The sequence below is a fragment of the Parabacteroides sp. AF14-59 genome (assembly GCF_003479515.1).
Taxonomy (GTDB): domain Bacteria; phylum Bacteroidota; class Bacteroidia; order Bacteroidales; family Tannerellaceae; genus Parabacteroides; species Parabacteroides faecis.
This window is the reverse complement of the sequence record NZ_QUHH01000015.1, coordinates 141,869-162,210: the sequence shown is the minus strand read 5'-3', so window position 1 is coordinate 162,210 and position 20,342 is coordinate 141,869. Positions and strand designations below refer to the sequence as shown.

At 44.5% G+C, this 20,342-nt stretch carries 12 protein-coding genes and 1 pseudogene; 10 read left to right on the top strand and 3 right to left on the bottom strand.

The annotated features are described in order from the left end of the window. The 7 genes and pseudogenes from DWW23_RS16655 to DWW23_RS16625 all read left to right on the top strand — a co-directional run. Positions 1-2,688: helicase-related protein (locus DWW23_RS16655; RefSeq protein WP_255419612.1), on the top strand; the 2,688-nt coding region annotated here is incomplete at its 5' end. 657 nt (positions 2,689-3,345) lie between these two features. Continuing rightward, positions 3,346-5,271, top strand: coding sequence for a tetracycline resistance ribosomal protection protein Tet(Q) (gene tet(Q), locus DWW23_RS16650; RefSeq protein ID WP_004291466.1), 1,926 nt, complete (start codon positions 3,346-3,348; stop codon positions 5,269-5,271). Continuing rightward, positions 5,271-5,978, top strand: a pseudogene (locus tag DWW23_RS16645) (hybrid sensor histidine kinase/response regulator); the annotation flags it as partial. The gene tet(Q) and the pseudogene DWW23_RS16645, both read left to right, overlap by 1 nt. A gap of 66 nt (positions 5,979-6,044) precedes the next feature. Continuing rightward, positions 6,045-6,257: a hypothetical protein gene (locus DWW23_RS27055; RefSeq protein WP_007567577.1), complete on the top strand. Its 213-nt coding sequence runs from the start codon at positions 6,045-6,047 to the stop codon at positions 6,255-6,257. Between the two features lie 204 nt (positions 6,258-6,461). Then, positions 6,462-9,764, top strand: a complete 3,303-nt coding sequence (locus DWW23_RS16635; RefSeq protein WP_158583206.1) for a TonB-dependent receptor — start codon at positions 6,462-6,464, stop codon at positions 9,762-9,764. A gap of 12 nt (positions 9,765-9,776) precedes the next feature. Further along, entirely contained in the window at positions 9,777-11,255 is a 1,479-nt protein-coding gene (locus tag DWW23_RS16630; RefSeq protein ID WP_122354399.1) for a RagB/SusD family nutrient uptake outer membrane protein, read from the top strand. A gap of 109 nt (positions 11,256-11,364) precedes the next feature. Continuing rightward, positions 11,365-13,518 (top strand): family 20 glycosylhydrolase, encoded by a 2,154-nt coding sequence (locus DWW23_RS16625; protein WP_233564366.1) that lies wholly within the window; start codon positions 11,365-11,367, stop codon positions 13,516-13,518. 88 nt (positions 13,519-13,606) lie between these two features. On the opposite strand, the gene DWW23_RS16620 is transcribed toward DWW23_RS16625, so the two are convergent. From DWW23_RS16620 to dusB, 3 genes are all read right to left on the bottom strand, one after another. Continuing rightward, complete coding sequence (locus DWW23_RS16620; RefSeq protein WP_122354397.1) at positions 13,607-14,431, bottom strand: head GIN domain-containing protein; 825 nt, start codon at positions 14,429-14,431, stop codon at positions 13,607-13,609. Positions 14,432-14,456: 25 nt separating this feature from the next. Further along, on the bottom strand, positions 14,457-15,269 hold the full coding sequence (locus DWW23_RS16615; protein ID WP_122354404.1) for a head GIN domain-containing protein: 813 nt from the start codon (positions 15,267-15,269) through the stop codon (positions 14,457-14,459). A gap of 327 nt (positions 15,270-15,596) precedes the next feature. Beyond that, complete coding sequence (dusB, locus tag DWW23_RS16610; protein WP_122354396.1) at positions 15,597-16,586, bottom strand: tRNA dihydrouridine synthase DusB; 990 nt, start codon at positions 16,584-16,586, stop codon at positions 15,597-15,599. Positions 16,587-16,755: 169 nt separating this feature from the next. Between dusB and DWW23_RS16605 the strand changes: the two genes are divergently transcribed. From DWW23_RS16605 to DWW23_RS16595, 3 genes are all read left to right on the top strand, one after another. Beyond that, entirely contained in the window at positions 16,756-17,112 is a 357-nt protein-coding gene (locus DWW23_RS16605) for a BlaI/MecI/CopY family transcriptional regulator (protein WP_122354395.1), read from the top strand. Positions 17,113-17,124: 12 nt separating this feature from the next. After that, the gene (locus DWW23_RS16600) at positions 17,125-18,849 is read left to right on the top strand and encodes a M56 family metallopeptidase (RefSeq protein WP_122354403.1); all 1,725 of its coding nucleotides are present in this window, start codon (positions 17,125-17,127) and stop codon (positions 18,847-18,849) included. Between the two features lie 207 nt (positions 18,850-19,056). Beyond that, on the top strand, positions 19,057-20,283 hold the full coding sequence (locus DWW23_RS16595) for a tetratricopeptide repeat protein (RefSeq protein WP_233564365.1): 1,227 nt from the start codon (positions 19,057-19,059) through the stop codon (positions 20,281-20,283). Positions 20,284-20,342: the final 59 nt, after the last annotated feature.

Below are 20,342 nucleotides of genomic sequence, written 5' to 3'. Positions count from 1 at the left end.
TTAGAAACCTACCGTCCGAAAGGACGGCAAGGCGCTTTGCGCTTAGCCTGTGGAACCGGTAAGACGCTGATAATGTGCATCGCCGCGCATGAGATGAAGCGTCTGAATTTGGCACACAAGCCGATGATTATCGGGCTGAAAGCCAACGTTGCGGAGATTGCAGCCACCTATCAGGCGGCATATCCCAACGCACGTATTCTGTACGCTTCGGAGAAGGACTTTTCGACCGCCAACCGTGTGCGCTTCTTCAATAATATAAAGAACAACGACTACGATTGCGTCATCATGTCGCACGACCAGTTCGGCAAGATACCGCAGTCGCCGGAATTGCAGCAGCGCATCCTGCAAGCAGAGCTTGACACGGTGGAGGAAAACCTCGAAGTGCTACGGCAGCAGGGAAAGAACGTGTCGCGGGCGATGCTGAAAGGATTGGAGAAGCGCAAGCACAACCTTGAAGCGAAGCTGGAGAAGGTGGAACACGCCATAAAGTCACGCACGGACGACGTGGTGGATTTCAAGCAGATGGGCATCGACCACATCTTCATAGATGAGAGCCACCAGTTCAAGAATCTGACTTTCAACACGCGCCACGACCGTGTGGCGGGATTGGGAAACAGCGAGGGAAGCCAGAAGGCACTTAACATGCTCTTTGCCATACGCACCATACAGGAGCGCACAGGAAAAGACTTGGGTGCGACCTTCCTCTCCGGCACGACTATCAGCAACTCACTGACTGAATTGTACCTGCTGTTCAAGTACCTGCGCCCGAAGGAGCTGGAACGGCAGGACATAAGGTGTTTCGACGCTTGGGCGGCGATATTTGCCAAGAAGACGACGGATTTTGAATTTAACGTGACGAACAATGTGGTCCAGAAGGAGCGTTTCCGCTACTTCATCAAAGTGCCGGAGCTTGCCGCCTTCTATAATGAAATCACGGACTACCGCACGGCGGAGGATGTGGGCGTTGACCGTCCTGCCAAGAACGAGATACTGCACCATATACCGCCCACGCCGGAACAGGAGGACTTCATACAGAAACTGATGCAGTTCGCCAAGACGGGCGATGCCACCTTGTTGGGCAGGCTGCCGCTTTCGGAAACGGAAGAAAAGGCGAAGATGCTCATCGCCACGGACTATGCCCGGAAAATGGCACTCGACATGCGCATGATAGACCCGAATTACGAAGATCATCCCGACAACAAAGCGAGTCACTGTGCCAAGATGATCGCGGAGTATTATCAAAAATACGACGCCCAGAAAGGCACGCAGTTCGTTTTCTCTGATTTGGGGACATACCAGCCGGGCGACGGGTGGAACGTCTATTCGGAAATCAAGCGCAAACTGACGGAGGACTACGGTATACCGCCAAGCGAGGTGCGCTTCATTCAGGAGTGCAAGACCGACAAGGCGCGGAAGGCGGTGATAGACGCCATGAACGCCGGGACGGTGCGTGTGCTGTTCGGCTCTACCTCTATGCTCGGAACGGGTGTGAACGCCCAGAAACGGTGTGTGGCTATCCATCATCTCGATACGCCGTGGCGACCGTCCGACTTGCAACAGCGTGACGGACGCGGAGTTAGGGCAGGTAATGAGATTGCCAAACATTTCGCCGGGAACAACGTGGATGTAATCATCTACGCGGTGGAGAAGTCACTGGACAGCTACAAGTTCAACCTCCTGCACTGCAAGCAGACTTTCATAAGCCAGCTCAAAAGCGGTGCGATGGGTGCGCGTACCATCGACGAGGGGGCAATGGACGAAAAATCGGGCATGAATTTCTCGGAATACATGGCGTTGCTCTCCGGCAATACCGACCTGTTGGACAAGGCGAAACTGGAAAAGCGGATCGCATCGCTCGAAGGGGAACGCAAGTCGTTCAACAAGGGCAAGCGTGATTCGGAGTTCAAGCTGGAGTCAAAGACCGGCGAGTTGCGCAACAACACGGCTTTCATAGATGCCATGACGGAGGACTGGAACCGCTTCCTGTCGGTGGTGCAGACCGACAAGGAGGGCAACCGCCTTAATATAATAAAGGTGGACGGAGTGGATTCCGCCGATGAGAAGGTCATCGGAAAGCGTTTGCAGGAGATAGCCAAGAATGCCACGACCGGAGGGTTGTACACGCAGGTCGGTGAACTTTACGGTTTTCCGATAAAGGTGGTGAGCGAAAGGATACTCAAAGAGGGATTGGAGTTCACCGACAACCGCTTCGTGGTCGAGGGGAACTACAAGTACACCTACAACAACGGGCATCTGGCGATGGCTGACCCGTTGGCCGCCGCCCGCAACTTCCTCAACGCGATGGAGAGGATACCCTCCATCATCGACCAGTACAAGGCGAAGAACGAGGTGCTGGAGATGGAGATACCGCAGTTACAGGAGATAGCGGGTAAGGTGTGGAAGAAGGAGGACGAGCTGAAGCAGTTGAAGTCCGAACTTGCCGCCCTTGACCGAAAAATTCAGCTGGAGCTTGCGCCACCCACGCCCGAAGTCGCAGAAAAGGAGAATGAAGGGCAACAGCTCAAGCCGGAAGCGGAAGATGTGAGGAACAGGCAGGCGCAATATCCCGAAAATGCACCGCCGCAGATACGCAGTCCGGCGGATAGTATCGTTGCCAACCATGTCATAATCGGGCGTCCGGGACTGTATGCCAAGGAGGAAACCCGGTCCAAAGGATTGAAAATATAACCTAAGGAATTTTATCTGAAGTATTAATAAGGGCTATCCCAAAAGGTCTAAAAGTAAATTTTATCCTTTCTGCAAGTATCTATAGGATGGCAACTGCATTTTTTTCTTTTTGGGCAGCCCTTATTAAAATTTATTCTTATTTTAGGTTATATACATTCATGTCCATTTATGTAAAAAATTCCTGCTGACCTTGTTTATGTCTTGTCAGTCACCATTTGCAAAACCATATTTGACCCTCAAAGAGGCTGAATTTGATAAGTAACTTGCTACATACTCATAATAAGGAGCTAAATAGAACACGAATGGGAAATACACAAATGCTAAACTAAAGAAGATATTGGCCAAAATAAACGCTATACCGAGAGAGAAACTTGATTTTTCAACTTCCTAAAACGGTGTTGTTCAAACATTTCTACTTATTTGTACTTGCCAGTTGAACCTACGCTTCCCTAATAAAATGTCTATGGTAAAAAGTTAAAAAATCCTCCCACTTTTGTTAGATATATTTTTTTGTGTAATTTTGTAATCGTTATGCGGCAGTAATAATATACATATTAATACGAGTTAGTAATCCTGTAGTTCTCATATGCTACGAGGAGGTATTAAAAGGTGCGTTTCGACAATGCATCTACTGTAGTATATTATTGCTTAATCCAAATGAATATTATAAATTTAGGAATTCTTGCTCACATTGATGCAGGAAAAACTTCCGTAACCGAGAATCTGCTGTTTGCCAGTGGAGCAACGGAAAAGTGCGGCCGTGTGGATAATGGTGACACCATAACGGACTCTATGGATATAGAGAAACGTAGAGGAATTACTGTCCGGGCTTCTACGACATCTATTATCTGGAATGGAGTGAAATGCAATATCATTGACACTCCGGGACACATGGATTTTATTGCGGAAGTGGAGCGGACATTCAAAATGCTTGATGGAGCAGTCCTCATCTTATCCGCAAAGGAAGGCATACAAGCGCAGACAAAGTTGCTGTTCAGTACTTTACAAAAGCTGCAAATCCCGACAATTATATTTATCAATAAGATTGACCGTGCCGGTGTGAATTTGGAGCGTTTGTATATGGATATAAAAACAAATCTGTCGCAAGATGTCCTGTTTATGCAAACTGTTGTCGATGGATCGGTTTATCCGGTTTGCTCCCAAACATATATAAAGGAAGAATACAAAGAATTTGTATGCAACCATGACGACGATATATTAGAACGATATTTGGCGGATAGCGAAATTTCACCGGCTGATTATTGGAATACGATAATCGCTCTTGTGGCAAAAGCCAAAGTCTATCCGGTGCTACATGGATCAGCAATGTTCAATATCGGTATCAATGAGTTGTTGGACGCCATTTCTTCTTTTATACTTCCTCCGGCATCAGTCTCAAACAGACTTTCAGCTTATCTCTATAAGATAGAGCATGACCCCAAAGGGCATAAAAGAAGTTTTCTTAAAATAATTGACGGAAGTCTGAGACTTCGAGACGTTGTAAGAATCAACGATTCGGAAAAATTCATCAAGATTAAAAATCTAAAGACTATTTATCAGGGCAGAGAGATAAATGTTGATGAAGTGGGTGCCAATGATATCGCGATTGTAGAAGATATAGAAGATTTTCGAATCGGAGATTATTTAGGTGCTAAACCTTGTTTGATTCAAGGATTATCTCATCAGCATCCCGCTCTCAAATCCTCCGTCCGGCCAAATAAGCCCGAAGAGAGAAGCAAGGTGATATCCGCTCTGAATACATTGTGGATTGAAGACCCGTCTTTGTCCTTTTCCATAAACTCATATAGTGATGAATTGGAAATCTCGTTATATGGTTTGACCCAAAAGGAAATCATACAGACATTGCTGGAAGAACGATTTTCCGTAAAGGTCCATTTTGATGAGATCAAGACTATCTACAAAGAACGACCTATAAAAAAGGTCAATAAGATTATTCAGATCGAAGTACCACCCAACCCTTACTGGGCCACAATAGGGCTGACTCTTGAACCCTTACCGTTAGGGGCAGGGTTGCAAATCGAAAGTGACATCTCCTATGGTTATCTGAACCATTCTTTTCAAAATGCCGTTTTTGAAGGGATTCGTATGTCTTGCCAATCTGGTTTACATGGATGGGAAGTGACAGATCTGAAAGTAACTTTTACTCAAGCCGAGTATTATAGCCCGGTAAGTACACCTGCTGATTTCAGACAGCTGACCCCTTATGTCTTCAGGCTGGCTTTGCAACAGTCAGGTGTGGACATTCTCGAACCGATGCTCTGTTTTGAGTTGCAGATACCCCAAGTAGCGAGTTCCAAAGCTATTACAGATTTGCAAAAACTGATGTCTGAGATTGAAGACATCAGTTGTAATAATGAGTGGTGTCATATTAAAGGGAAAGTTCCATTAAATACAAGTAAAGACTATGCCTCAGAAGTAAGTTCGTACACTAAGGGCTTAGGCATTTTTATGGTTAAGCCATGTGGGTATCAAATAACAAAAGACGGTTATTCTGATAATATCCGCATGAACGAAAAAGATAAACTTTTATTCATGTTCCAAAAATCAATGTCATTAAAATAATGGAGCGGTCAGGAAATTTCTATAAGGCAATACGGTTGGGATATATACTTATCTCCATTCTTATCGGATGTATGGCATATAATAGCCTCTATGAATGGCAGGAGATAGAAGCATTAGAACTTGGCAATAAAAAAATAGACGAGCTCCGAAAAGAAATAAACAATATCAATATTCAAATGATAAAATTTTCTCTATTGGGTGAAACAATACTGGAATGGAACGATAAAGATATCGAGCATTACCATGCACGGCGTATGGCAATGGACAGTATGCTCTGCCGTTTCAAGGCCACCTATCCAGCAGAGCGCATCGATAGTGTGCGCAGTCTTTTAGAGGATAAGGAACGACAGATGTTCCAGATAGTCCGGTTAATGGATGAACAACAATCTATTAACAAGAAGATAGCCAATCAAATTCCGGTTATTGTACAGAAAAGTGTGCAGGAACAGTCCAAAAAGCCAAAACGAAAAGGTTTCTTAGGCATATTCGGCAAAAAAAAGGAAGTAACTCCAGCAGTATCAACCACTATCCTTCATTCGGTCAATAGAAACGTAATCAGCGAACAGAAAGTGCAGGATCGCCAATTGTCGGAACAAGCCGACAGCCTTGCAGCTCGTAATGCAGAACTTAACAGACAACTGCAAGAATTGATTTGCCAAATAGAAGAAAAGGTACAAACCGAACTGCAAAGCCGGGAAAACGAAATAAAATCATTTGAAAACCCGTAAAAGCACCTCTTGGCATAGGCGCAAAAGAAAGGGGCATTGCTTCATCTGTCTAAACATCGTTTAGGCGTGAGGCAATGCCCTTTTCTCCAGCTATGCGGTAGTCGGCACACGTTTGTTCCAAACTCGTTTTGGGCAATGGTGTGCCGACGGACAATACCGCTTTTACGGAAAATTCTTATGAATGAGGGGATAAAAAACGGGAGTTTATATCAAAATCTCGAATTAAATAGCTACTTTTGCATACGAAGAGTTCTTTGAAGGTTACGCAACGCGCAGAAGGATAATGCAGTAGATAACTAACTAAATCGTAACCTATTACTATCAAGAGCAATTAACCTACGCTCATTTCCAATAAATTACACTCTTTTCGTAACTTCATTCAGCAAAGTTATGAAAAAAAACTTGTTGCAGACATGCTATTATGTTATAAGAGAACTTAAATCAAGAAAAATAGTTCGGATTATGAAATTATCAATCTTTTTCTTCTTCCTGTTTATATTGCAGTTACATGCTGAAAACGTACAGTCGCAGACAGCCAGTGTAGCTCTTAACAAGGAAGCGCTCACGTTGAATGAACTGATATCGGAGATTGAATCGCAAACCGATTATCTGTTTATTTACAGCAAAAACGACATTAATGTGAGCCGACGTGTAAAGATCAATACACGTAGTCGGCAGGTCTCTGATATACTGAACGATATTTTTACGGGCAGTGATATTACCTATAAATTTGCCAACAATTATATCTCATTGCGAAAGATAAATGAGAAGATGGCAGCCGGAACTCCCGCTCCGGAACAGGCAAAAAGAATTACCATCTCGGGAAAGGTGCTGGACTCGTTCGGCGATCCGGTTATCGGAGCTAATATTGTGGAAGATAAAACCACGAATGGCACGGTTTCCGATATAGACGGTAACTTCAGTATGGCTGTGGCGGATGATGCCGTTCTGAATGTTTCCTTTATCGGATATATCGAGCAGAAGATACCGGTAAAGAATAAAACGACTTTTACCATTAAGCTGAATGAAGATTTGCAGAAGCTGGACGAGGTGGTCGTGGTCGGTTATGGTAGCATGAAGAAGAGCGACCTGACAGGATCGGTTGTTTCTCTGAAAGCCGAAGAGATCAATTCTCCCAATAACTCCAGTTTGGTGCAGATGATGCAGGGGCGTGCTGCGGGGGTTGTTATTACCCAGAACAGCACCCAGCCGGGTGGTGCAGCCGATGTGCGTATCCGTGGTCTTTCTTCTGTAAATGCAAGTAAGACACCGTTGTATGTTGTGGATGGTTTCCCGGTGGATAATACGAACTTTTATCCCGGTTCGGGCGATGTGTTCGACGGTCCGAAGAAAGACCCGCTGAATAGTATCAACCCGTCGGATATCGAGAGCATGGAAGTCCTGAAAGACGCCTCGGCTACGGCTATCTACGGATCGCGTGCGGCTAATGGTGTTATCCTTATTACCACTAAACAAGGGAAAGAAGGTAAGGCGAAAGTCACATTGAATTCTTCTTTCGGTATCCAGACGATCGCCAAGCGGTTCGATTTTCTTTCCGGCACTGATTTTGCCCGGGTGACAAACGAAATGAATGCTCTGTACAAAAAAGATCCATTTTATACGGATGCAGAAATTGCTTCCTTTGGGAAAGGGACGGACTGGTTGGATGAAGTGACGCACACAGGTATGGTGACCAACCATGATGTGTCTTTGCAAGGTGGAACGGCATCTACAAAATATATGGTATCTGCCAGCTATCATTTAAACAATGGTATAGTAAAAGAGAGCTCTTTTGAACGTTATAGCTTTCGTGTAAATCTGGAACAGAAAATATCTTCTATTTTCAGTGTCAATGTGTCCAGCTTTATGAGTAATACCTCGGATAAGAATGTGGCAGTCGGAACCCGTGCGGAAGATACGGGGGTATTGTCCGGTGCTTATGCTTTCCCTGCCAATGTCCCGGTTCGCGACGAGGATGGCAAATTTTCTAAAAACCCGAGATATGCATTGCTGCCTAACCCGGTTTCTTTGTTGGATATTGACGATAAGACCCGCTCGAAGAGGTCGATGTTGAATGGCTCATTGAATATTACTCCTACCGATTATCTGTTTATTAAGTTACAGGCCGGTACGGATATGCAGGATTCAAAACGAGAATATTACAATCCCAAAACTACCCGTAATGGTGCGGATGCCAATGGTATCGCTTCCGTAACGGCTACCCAGGGGCGCAGTAATCTGTTTGAAGGAACCGCTACCTTCAAAAAAGAATTCAATAAAGTGCATAAGTTGGATATCATGGCGGGTTATACCTATCAGGATTTCACTTATGAGGAACTGACGGCTAAAGTCTCAAATTTCTTTACGGATTATTTTGGTTATAATAATATTGGTATAGGCGAGACTTACAGTGCTCCGGGTACTACGAAAAGGATGAATAAACTTTTATCCGGCATTGCCCGTGTAAATTATAATTTCGCAGATCGTTATTTGCTAACTGCAACATTCAGAGCAGACGGATCATCTAAATTCGATAAGGATCACCGCTTCGGTTATTTCCCTTCTTTCTCTGCTGCATGGCGTATCTCCAACGAGGAGTTTATGAAAGGACTGACCTCTTTGTCGAATATGAAATTGCGTGTAGGTTACGGTGAAACAGGTAATCAGGATATCGGTAATAACAGTTACCAGAATTTATTGAAGAAAGGATATGAATATGTATTCGGAAGTTCACCGGTGACTACGATCATTCCGGGTAATGCCGGGAATCCTCTGTTGATGTGGGAAACAGCCAAACAATTCAATGTCGGTTTGGATATGGGTTTCTTTAATAACCGTGTTTCCGGAACGCTTGAATATTATCAGATCAATACGGATAATCTGTTGCTTCAATTCTCTACCCCGGCTTATTCCGGTTATACATCCCAGTGGAGGAATGCTGGTGAGATCGTAAACCGCGGGGTTGAATTTACTTTAAATACGACCAATATCCGTACCCGTGATTTCCAATGGGAGACATTGCTGACTGTCTCTCATAATAAGAATAAATGGAAAGACCGTGCCGGATTACCTAAACCTTATATCGGAGCTTCTGAAGATGATCCTGTAAATGCTATTTACGGTTACACGTACGACGGTATCTGGCAGGAAGGCGATGATATTAAGAATAGTGCACAGCCGAATTCTGTACCTGGAAATATCCGTTACAAAGACATCGGCGGCCGTGATGCTGACGGAAACTTTGTTCCGGGGCCGGATGGAAAGATCAATGATGCCGATATCAGCTTCCTGGGTACACCGGACCCGAAAGTGGAATTAGGCTTTGGTAATGACCTGACTTATAAGAACTGGAACCTGAATATTTTCTTTAATGCCCGTCTGGGTGGGAAGAAGTACAATCAGTTCCGGGCTTATTATGAAAATCCTTCCAGGGTATATGAAGGTTTCAGCGCATTCAGTAGTGTGATGGATCGCTGGAGTCCTACTAATACAGGCAGTCAGATCCATTCGGGCGCAGCTAATCCTTACGGAAGTGATGTGAATACGTTCTATGTGGAAGACGCTTCGTTCTTACGGCTGAAGTCTGTCAGACTGACTTATAATACGAAGCTTTATTCCTGTCCTCTAAGTGTGTATGTGGATGCCCAGAACCTGTTTACTATAACAGGATATTCAGGTTATGACCCTGAAATTGGCGGAACAAACGATTATAATACATATCCTGCTTGCCGTACATTCCTGGCAGGTTTAAGAATCAGTTTTTAAAAAATTACGATTATGAAGACACTCAAAATATATTTGCTGGCGGGTCTGACCTGCTTACTTTCTTCTTGTCTGGATACACAGTTGTATAATGAGATAGCTGTAGACGACTTCTTCAATACGGAATCGGATGCACGGGCATATCTGAATGGTGTGTACGGTGGTTTCCGTGACAGAAGTGCCCGTAATTATATTCCGGCAGGCGAATATGCCTTTCAAATGTTGAATGAGATAGCGGGAGACGGCCTTATCTTCGGTCCCGGAGCACAGAGTGGAAAAGGGAGCCAGTATGAAAAGGCAGAATGGGGGATCGATTTTTATGTAACATCTTCGCTTTGGAATGATTTGTATCTGGCTATTGTACGTGCCAATATCGGGATCGATAATCTGGGTAAAGTGCAGACGAACGATACCAAGCTGGTAGAACAATTTGTAGCGGAAGCACGTGTGGCAAGAGCCTGGTTCTATGCAGACCTTACTTATCTGTATGGTGATGTGCCTTTGATTACAGATTCTAAATTTGATCTTACTTCTAATCCGGGGCGTGAGCCGAAGGATAAGATTATAGAATTCTGTATTTCTGAGATACTGGCATCTATCGATAAACTGCCGGAAAGTTATCCGGCGGAGGATTACGGGCGATTTACAAAAGCCGCTGCACAAGCCAAACTTTGTAAAATATACCTGGAGGCCAAACGTTGGAAAGAATGTGCCGATATGGCGAATGAGATCATTAACAACTCTCCTCATAAACTGGTTTCAGACTGGGGTAAATTGTGGGGTGTCGAAAATGAGAAGAATATAGAGACCATATTCTCTATCTCTTGTTTGCCTCCACGCTATCAGCATTCCGCTTATGCAGCCCATTTCCATCCGGCTGACTTCCTGATTGAAGGAGGTGGTTCTATCGGTTGGGATTATTATCGCTGTACCTGGGATTTTTATAACACATTCGATCCGGCGGATAAACGAAGGGCAGACATGTTGACTTCTTATGTGACGGTTAAAAAGGATGCAGACGGCAATTATATACGGAAAGAAGTCGGTCACGGTGGCGGCGAAGGCCCGATCCCGAACAAATTCCCGTTAGATCCGGCTCATATCGGTTGGACAGAAGGTACGGATGTCGTTTTGATCCGTTTGGCTGATATTATCCTGGCGCGTGCAGAGGCTCTGAATGAATTGAACGGTCCGAACCAGGAATCTATCGATCTGGTCAATCGAATACGTACAAGGGCGTTTGGAGATGATTCGCATAACCTGAAACTGGCGGATTTTGGAACGAAAGAGAGCTTGCGTGATGCTGTTTTGAAGGAAAGAGGATGGGAATTGTTCCTGGAAGGATACCGTCGTCTCGACCTGATACGTCACGGAGTTTATATCGGTGCAATGAAGAAGAAAGGTTCAACGTTCGTTTCCAACAGTCAGTTGTTGTTACCGATACCGATAAGCGAGATCAACCTGAACCCGAATCTGACACAGAACGATTATTGATAAATAGTCTTTAAGGTAAAACAGATGGAAGGCAACCGGGTAAGAGATAGAGCATTTTATCTTCCGGTTGCCTTTTTCGTTACTTTTGAGTCTTTAATACAGAATGGATATGAAAATACGACTGAATATATTCCTTTTATGCTGCCTTTTGGGGGTTGTTGAATTGCATGGTCAAAAAACGGACTGGACACTTCCGACGCCTGATACAGATAAGTTGCCCACTGCTTTGATCCCTTATCCGGATGAGGTGATAAGGAAAGAGGGGGTGACGGGGTTTTCTGTAATAAAAGCAGATAAGAGCTCTTTGGAGAAGTTGAGAGATGGTAAGCGTATCGGTGAGGAACTGAATGATATTTGTATGTTCTGGAATATGCCGGAGCGGCCGACCGGTAGAATATGCCGGATCTATTTTGAACAGCTTCCGGCGCAGCAGGATGCTTTGAAGAGAGAAGCCTATAAACTGGTTGTATCGGATGACAAGGTGGTTATTTCTGCCGGAGAGTTTGCCGGTTTCTTCAATGCCTTACAAACATTGCGGCAGTTGGTGAAAGAAACACCGGATGCTTATGAATTGCCCAATTGTGTAATTAATGATTCTCCGGCTTTTTCAATTCGGGGTATTATGCTCGATGTGGGGCGTAATTATGCTTCGGCTCCCTTTATAAAAGAGGTAGTACGAAAGTTGTCTTATTATAAGATCAACTTGCTCCATTTGCATCTGACGGATGATCCGGGATGGCGGATAGAGGTAAAAAACATGTCGGAACTGACGGCGCCGTCTACTTACTGGAAAACCCGCCAGCCGGGTAAATATTATACACAGGACGAACTGAGCGCATTGGACGTGTATTGTTCTACACTGAATATGCGTGTGGTTCCCGAAGTGGATATGCCCGGTCATAGCGCTTATTTTGAGAAAGCAACCGGCCTGAAACTCCAGACACCCGAAGGAATGGCAGCTTTACAAAAGGCATTGGATGAGGTAATACCTTTATTTAAAGATTCTCTCTTCCATATCGGTTCGGATGAGGTACGTTTTGAGATGGATGATTTTATGCCGGAAATGATAAAATACATTCGCAGTAAAGGGAAAGAGGTTGTTACCTGGTATCCCGGTTATTCACCGGACAAGAAGGCGGTACGAATGTGCTGGGGAGAGAATGAAGCCGGCCATATCCTCGATAAGTCGGCGCAATATATCGATAGTAATGGTTTCTATATGGATTATATGGATTCGCAGGGAGGCATGCTGCAAACATTTTTCCAGCAACCTTGTGAAGTTCCGGCAGGAAATGAGAATGCACTTGGCAGTATCATGTGCGTCTGGACGGATGGAGCATTGAGTTCGGAAAAACGATTGTTGGAACAATATCCTTTTTATCCTTGTATGTTGACATTTGCCGAACGTATCTGGCGGGGTGCCAAAGAGAAAAGACGCGATCTGATGGCGCAATTCCCTTCGGCTGGTACACCGGCTTGGACGGCTATCTCTGAATTTGAAGATCGTCTGGTCTATCACCGGGATCATTATTTCCGTCATATTCCGTTCCCTTATGTGAAACAGGCGGATATCAAATGGCGTTTGATCGGTCCGTTCGATCATCAAGGAGTGAATGACCGGTCTTTCGAACCCGAAAAAGTCATAAAGAAGAGCTATACATGGAATGATACGGTGTTTAAATGGACCGAATCCCCAGTGTATGGCGGTGAAGTTCAGATACGTAGCTTTTATGCAATGTTCAATGCGCACCAGGGTAAATATCGGTTAGACCATTGGCCGACAACTATGTCGCCTCTTGTTGGAAAAGAGGGTGGAACCTGTTATGCTGTTACTTATATAAAAAGTCCTGTCGACCAGGACGTTTACCTGATGTTCGGATTGAATGGGATGTGGGGACATTCCGGTGGTTATCGCACGGCAAGAGCTCCTGAACAGGGGAGTTGGGATTTTAGCGGTGGCGATATCTGGCTGAATGATGAACGGGTAAGTCCTCCTCACTGGCCGTTTGAAAGTCTGCCCTGGACGGGGTGGGGGCAAGGGCGCATCGAAACTCCGCTGACGGAAGAAGGTTATTTTTATCGTCCTCCTGTAAAGATAAAACTAAAAAAAGGTCTGAACAAAGTGCTTGTCCGTAGTGTCTTCGGACATTGGAAAGGGGATGACGGACAGCGTAAATGGCAGTTTTGTTGTATCCCTGTTCAATGGGATGGCATACATTATACGGAAGTTCCCGGTCTTGAGTTTGTAGACTGGATAGAATAAGGAATAAAAAATAACCCGGAAATTATCTTCTCACCATGCCATGGTGAAAGGTAATTCCGGGTTTTCCAACTCCCAATATATTGATTTCTTAATTTACCGGATCGATATCGCTTGAACCGCTGGAGTGTTTCTTGACTTTTGGATTCCCTTTATATTTGATATCACTGCTACCGGAAGCAGAGGCATTCAACGATTCGGTGACTGTGGTTAAAATATCGCTGCTACCGCTTGCCGAGCATTCCAATGTTTTCAGGGTGAAACCATACGCTTTGATATCGCTGCTGCCGCTACAGTTGTATTTTCCTTCGTTGGCTTTCCCATTCAGATACAGGTCGCTGGAGCCGGACGAGTGGGTTTCTATTCTGTGACATTCCAGATCGCTTGTTTTCAGGTCGCTGGCTCCACTCAGGTTGATCTTGCATAAATTGGCTATGCGCATCGGTTTTTCCAGATATACGTCGCTGGCTCCGGATGCGTTGATCTCGATATTATCACCTGATAGCGAACTTTCCAGGATAAAGTCGAAACTACTCGAAACTCCCAGCTTCTTTAGTTCGGCCGAATGAGTATCTATGACCAGTCTGCTCGGATTGATCCTGGTTCCTCTCTGTGTTTCTATTTTTAAAATACCACCTTCGGTATTGAACTTTATCAGAGGAAGAAGGTTTTCATCTATCGTGATCTTCAAACCTGCTTTTCCTGTTTGCTGTGAATAGTTGATTTGCGGAGATTTATTCTTACCGGCAAAAAAGCTTCCGTTGCTTTCAATACCCTGACCTACTATCAATCCGGTATAATCGGCTACCTGTATTTCTTTGGTGATGATATTTCCGTTCCCCTTGATCTTTTCTGCGTAGCAACTGATCGTGCCGAAGGCTATTAATCCGATGAATGCTAAAGCTAATTTTTTCATGACATTTATTATTTAGTTCGTTCTTTTAATTTGCGTCTTTCAGTTTTCCTGATCCGATAACACTCTTGCTGGTTGTCGGATTTCCTTTGTAATAAACGTTACCGCTACCGACGATGTTGGCTTCCAGATGGTTCTTAGCATAAGCCTGGATATTACCGCTACCGGCAATATTGCATTCAACTTTGTTGGTGAGGCAATCGTAAGCTTTGATGTTTCCGCTTGCGGCCAGATTGTATTCTGCTTTTTCGGTATTTCCTCCAACCTGAATGAAACCGCTTCCTGCCAAACTACATTCAACATCTTTCAAGTTAATATCGGTGGCGACAACGCTACCTGAACTAGCCAGGTTTATTTCCAACTTGTTCCCTGTCACTTTCTTTTTCAGAAGGATGTTACCGCTACCGGCCATATTGATTTCCAGTTTGATTATATTCAATGGGCTGGCAACAATAAAATCGCCGGAAGAAACAACATTCAGTTCCTTAATTTCACGCGAATTGGTCACAACCTTGAAGGTTGTCGGTTTCAGGTTGTACGTATTTCCGTTACGGCTGTTTTCGTTAATTCTTTTCGGACCGACTTTCAGTTCTTTGCCGTCCACCTGCATTTGAAGTAACGGGAGCAGGTTTTCATCGATCTCCACTTCCAGATAAGGAGCGGCATCCGATTGTTCGTAAACGAACTCCATAACTCCGACTGTCGATATCTCATTATAATCACTGATGGAAATTCTTTTAGTGATGACATTACCGTTACCTTCCACTGTTTCCGTAGTGCGGGCAAATCCTGTCAGCGCCACCAATAAACAGGCGATAAAGAGTGATACTTTTGTTTTCATCTGCATTATTTTTATAGTTCTTTTCTTTATAAGACGAGGCTATTGGTGCTTAGGTTGCAGATTTTGTAAATTATTTTTGAAAAAAGAGGGTGCGCAAACAATAAAAAAACCGCGATCCGAAATAATAACGGATGCGGTCTTTTTGCTTCCCAACGAAGCAATCTCACGATTCCTCCTTTGCAAAGACTTGTTAACCTTAGATCTAAAATACTATGAAAAAAACTCGATGCAAATATAAGAGGAAATATATTATATGCAATATACTATTGTATCAATTTATTGTAGTAATGTCACTTTATAATATAAAAGTATCATTTTTGGAACTATTTAGTCCGCAATTCCGAACTTTTCCGGAATAGAATCCATTATATCAAACAGTTCGGATACCGTTTCAGCGCGAAGCATGGCAACGCGTGTCTGCTTGAAATCAGAAATACCCTTGAAAAGAGGGGTGGCTGCCAGGTGGCGCCGGATATGTAAGATGCCACGGCGTTCGTCCAAACGCTCCACACTTTGGTTGACCTGCTGTTTGAGGATATCCAGATACCAGGAGAATTTTTCTTCCGGTAACGCTTCTCCGGTAGTCAGGAAATGTTTTACTTCACGGAATATCCAGGGGCGGCCGATGCTTCCGCGACCGATCATCACGCCATCCACTCCGTAATCTTCGAAACGCTGTTTGCATATTTCTGCAGAGGTCACGTCTCCGTTTCCGATAATGGGAATATGCATGCGCGGATTCTTTTTAACTTTACCGATCAGTGTCCAGTCCGCTTCACCGGTGTACATCTGGGCACGGGTACGTCCGTGAATGGAAAGGGCGGCGATACCGCAATCCTGCAATTGTTCGGCCAGATCGACGATGATCTTGTTATCGGCATCCCATCCCAAGCGGGTTTTCACTGTGACCGGGATATTGACGGCTTTCACAACCTCTTTCGTTATCTCGAGCATCAGGGGGATATTACGGAGCATGCCTGCCCCGGCTCCTTTACCCGCCACTTTCTTTACCGGACAACCGAAATTGATGTCGAGGATATCCGGACGGGCAGCTTCGCATATCCGGGCAGCTTCCACCATGGCACTGACTTCCTTGCCATATATCTGTATAGCGACCGGTCGTTCGTCTTCTGCTACGGTCAGTTTTTCTTGTGTCTTGTTGACGCTGCGGATCAATGCATCGCTCGATACAAATTCCGTATATACCATATCTGCACCGAAACGTTTACACATCAGACGGAAAGAGATATCCGTAACATCTTCCATCGGTGCCAGAAACACCGGGTGTTCACCTAAATCTATTGAGCCTATCTTCATACCTTCTTATTATAGACTGCAAAAGTACAGCTTTTTCCGCGAAGAATGATGATAGAATCTCCTCCATTATGAAATCTACTATGTTTTATAGTAGATTGACTATGTATTATAGTTGTATTACTGGAAAATATAGTTATATTTGGGCATTCCTTTAATAAAACGACAGATTATGAAACGATTGACATCGAAAGAAGAAGAGATATTAGGCTATTTCTGGGCGAAAGGACCTTTGTTTGTCCGCGAATTACTCGACTTGCAGGAAGAGCCTAAGCCGCATTACAACACGCTTTCCACCATTGTCCGTACCCTGGAAGAGAAAGGGTATATCGGTTATAAGGCTTTTGGGAATACGCATCAATATTATGCTTTGATCTCGGAAGACGAATACCGCAAGACTACATTGAAGCAGGTTGTCAACAAGTATTTTGATAATTCTTATACCCGTGTCGTCTCTACGCTGATCGAGGAAGAAGCGTTGACGCTGGATGAATTGCAGGAGTTGATCCGGCAGATCAAGAACAAATAAATGATTGAGTTTATGGGTACTTTACTTCTATACATATTAAAATCCACTGTTTGCCTGATCCTGTTTTATATCGGGTTCAAGGCTTTGCTGAGTAATGATACGTTCTTTCGTTTCAACCGGTGGGTGTTGTTAGGGGGAATGAGTATATGTATGCTGTTGCCTGCAATCAAGATAAAGACAGCCGAGCCGCTATTGATACAGCAACCCCTTATTCATCTGGAAGAGATGATCATGGGGGAGAGGGCAACCTCTGCGGTTCTTCCCGGTGCGGTTTCGGAAACGATGGTTACTCCGGCTGTCGAACCTGCTATGGCTATCGACTGGGGACAGGTTTTATTTCTGGTTTATCTGGCCGGAGTTCTTGTCTGTCTGGCGGTTACGTTGCTGTCGTTTCGAAAAATGTTTGTTCTTATCCGGAGTGGGCGTCAGTTGCGGCAAGGGCGTTATACATTAATATTGACTCCGGATGCCGTTTCCCCTTTTAGCTGGGGGCGGTATATCATCTTATCCGAAGATGATTATGGAAAGTATCCGGATGAGATCCTTACCCATGAAAAAATACATTTGAAATCCCGCCATTCTGTCGATCTGCTCTTTATGGAAGTGATCCTCTGGCTTCACTGGTTCAATCCGGCTGCCTGGCTGTTGAAACGCGAACTGAAGGATATCCATGAATACCAGGCCGATAAGGGCGTACTTGCTCAAGGCATCGATGCAACAAAATATCAACTGTTACTCGTGAAAAAAGCTGTCGGCTCCAGCCTCTACACTCTTGCCAACAGCTTTAACCACAGTAAAATTAAAAAACGTATTACTATGATGTTAAAAGGTAAATCAAACAATTGGGCCCGGTTGAAGCTGCTGCTCCTGGTCCCCGTAGGACTTATCGTCCTCAATGCTTTTGCCCGTCCGGAAGTGAACCGGCAGTTGGAGACGCTTATCCAAAGCAAAGATAAGGATACTCCGCCGGATGAACAACAGGATTTGAAAGAATTCTTTAAGACGGAGTTGAAAAACTATATGATGAAGGTGGAACCGCAAGCTCGGTTTGAGCCTGACGCAATTGTCGCTTTCATGAAAAAGAATACTGAACCAAAGGATTTGTTTATTAATGCTTTAGGTGATATATTGCTAGATAATCGCTTTGCGGATTATAAGGCCCCAGAGCAACTGTCTGCTCGCTTACAGGAACTACTGGAAAAGGGCAAAAAACCTGTTTCCTTTTATTTTCTTATAGATATAAATACTCCTCAGGAAGCGACTGAAACGGTTTTGCGTTTGGTCAAAGAGGCATTTGAAAAGCAGCAAAAGGTGGTAGGTGCCGATAAAGCACCGTTCCTTCTGTTTGAAGATGCCCGGAATAATAAGAATTTTCCGGTGAAGAAGACTACGCAATCATCTTCCGATAAAGGATCTGTCAATCCTAAGGCAAAACAACAAAAGAGCGACGCGCTTCCTCCTCCGCCACCACCCCATCCGGATGGAACAATCACTTTCAAATATAAGAGTGGGAAAAAAGACCAGGGTATTCTCTTTTACGCACGCCATGCCCAGCGAGGGAAAGGGTTGGAAGGACGTATAGATAAGATATATAGCGATGACATAACGACGGTCACTATCACGCTGTTTAAGAAAGCACCGGACAGTTTACTGGAAGGCGTACAAGACATTTTAAAGGATAAGATCAAGTATGACGTCGAGTATATAATTCAGAGAAAAGAATCCATAGGTAGCTGAAAAGAATAAGAAGAATAGTAGAGGAAGGCTTTGATAGGCCTTCCTTTGCTATACTTTTAGTCTGTTTATCACTCTCATTAATTATTTCTCTCCTGTACTTTGCCACTAATATATAACGGCCAAAAAATTAAATAATAAGGAACAGAGCATTAAAAGTTCGCTAGTGAGGTGGCAGAGTATAAGTAGAAGCTTGTATCTTTGTCGCTTATGATAGGGATATTCTTTTTTATTTGTCTGCTTGTCTCCTGTTCTTCCGGAGCCGGACGGCAAGAGGCCATACCTGCCGAATCTCTTCTCCGGCAGGCTGCATTCTATGAAGAACGGTTGCAATATCTTCCTGCTTTAGCGATGTATCAACAGGTAGCGAGGTTGGCTGAAAAGGAAAAAGACAGTGTTGCTTTATCTTCTTCTTACCGGAGGATGGGAAATATATACCGGAACCAATCTTTGAAGCATGAAGCGTTGCAATGCGAAAAAAAGGCTTTGTCTTACATCAGTAATGCCAACGATTCCCTGCGGATGGAGCTTTATCGGGAAATAGGCGATATCCATGCCTTGACCGGAGAGGCGGATAGTGCATGCTATTATTATCAGATAGGCGGTTGCCGGATCAGTCAGGCAAAGATATTACAACAGGGAGGACGCTGCCGGGAAGCCGAACTGTTATTGAAAGAGGAACTCGAACAAGATATTTCCGGAGAAGAGAAAGCGGAGCTCTGTCTGGCATTGGCCGACCTGAAAATCTCTTCAGGCGAATTGGAAGAAGCCGAGGACTATCTAAGCCATGTGCCCGCTTCCCATCCACATGTATATGCTTCCCTGTCCCGGATTGCCGAGAGTCGTGGAGACAGTTTGCAGGCCGACTTTTACCGTAAAAACTATTCCCATTATTTGTCCTCCCTGCGGCAGGAGAAAGAACAGAATCAGATAGCCCAGCTCCTTTTTACTTCTGAACAGAGAACGTGGGAGAATCGTTTGTCGAATGCCGAAAAGACACAAAAAGGGCAGGCCTTTCTCTGGATCGGTCTGCTGGCCGTTTGTGGAATCGGGGGCTGGGGCTATTTCCGTTACTGGAAGAAGAAGACCGTTGTTGCGTTGTCTGAAACAGAGTTCTACTCTTCTGAAGTGTATCAGCGTTTCCACAGAAAAGAAGAATGGAAGCCGGCACCTAAAGACTGGGAAGAGTTGCTGCAGGCAGTGAACGGCACCTATCCCGGATTTCGTGAACGGCTGAAAAGGAAGATTCCGAAATTGAGTGAACAGGAATGGCGCATGTGTTGCCTGATTAAAATGGCTGTTCCCCCTTCGGTAACCGCCATGCTGCTGTGTTGTACGAATCAGGCTATTTCGATGCGCCGTGTCCGCCTGTATCAGAAAATGACGGGAGAAAAGGGGACACCGGAGCTATGCGATGCCTTTATTCGTGATTTTTAAGCAGATGTGAACTGATGTGAAACCGTGAAAAGAGGCTTTCTTCTACTTTTGTCTGAAAA

Excerpts from the sequence above, each read along its gene's own strand:
- dusB (WP_122354396.1), bottom strand. The coding sequence starts at position 16,586 with ATGAAGATAGGCTCAATAGATTTAGGTGAACACCCGGTGTTTCTGGCA.
- DWW23_RS16620 (WP_122354397.1), bottom strand. The coding sequence starts at position 14,431 with ATGAAAAAATTAGCTTTAGCATTCATCGGATTAATAGCCTTCGGCACG.
- DWW23_RS16625 (WP_233564366.1), top strand. The coding sequence starts at position 11,365 with ATGAAAATACGACTGAATATATTCCTTTTATGCTGCCTTTTGGGGGTT.
- DWW23_RS16630 (WP_122354399.1), top strand. The coding sequence starts at position 9,777 with ATGAAGACACTCAAAATATATTTGCTGGCGGGTCTGACCTGCTTACTT.
- DWW23_RS16595 (WP_233564365.1), top strand. The coding sequence starts at position 19,057 with ATGATAGGGATATTCTTTTTTATTTGTCTGCTTGTCTCCTGTTCTTCC.
- DWW23_RS16600 (WP_122354403.1), top strand. The coding sequence starts at position 17,125 with ATGGGTACTTTACTTCTATACATATTAAAATCCACTGTTTGCCTGATC.
- DWW23_RS16615 (WP_122354404.1), bottom strand. The coding sequence starts at position 15,269 with ATGAAAACAAAAGTATCACTCTTTATCGCCTGTTTATTGGTGGCGCTG.
- DWW23_RS16605 (WP_122354395.1), top strand. The coding sequence starts at position 16,756 with ATGAAACGATTGACATCGAAAGAAGAAGAGATATTAGGCTATTTCTGG.
- DWW23_RS16635 (WP_158583206.1), top strand. The coding sequence starts at position 6,462 with ATGAAATTATCAATCTTTTTCTTCTTCCTGTTTATATTGCAGTTACAT.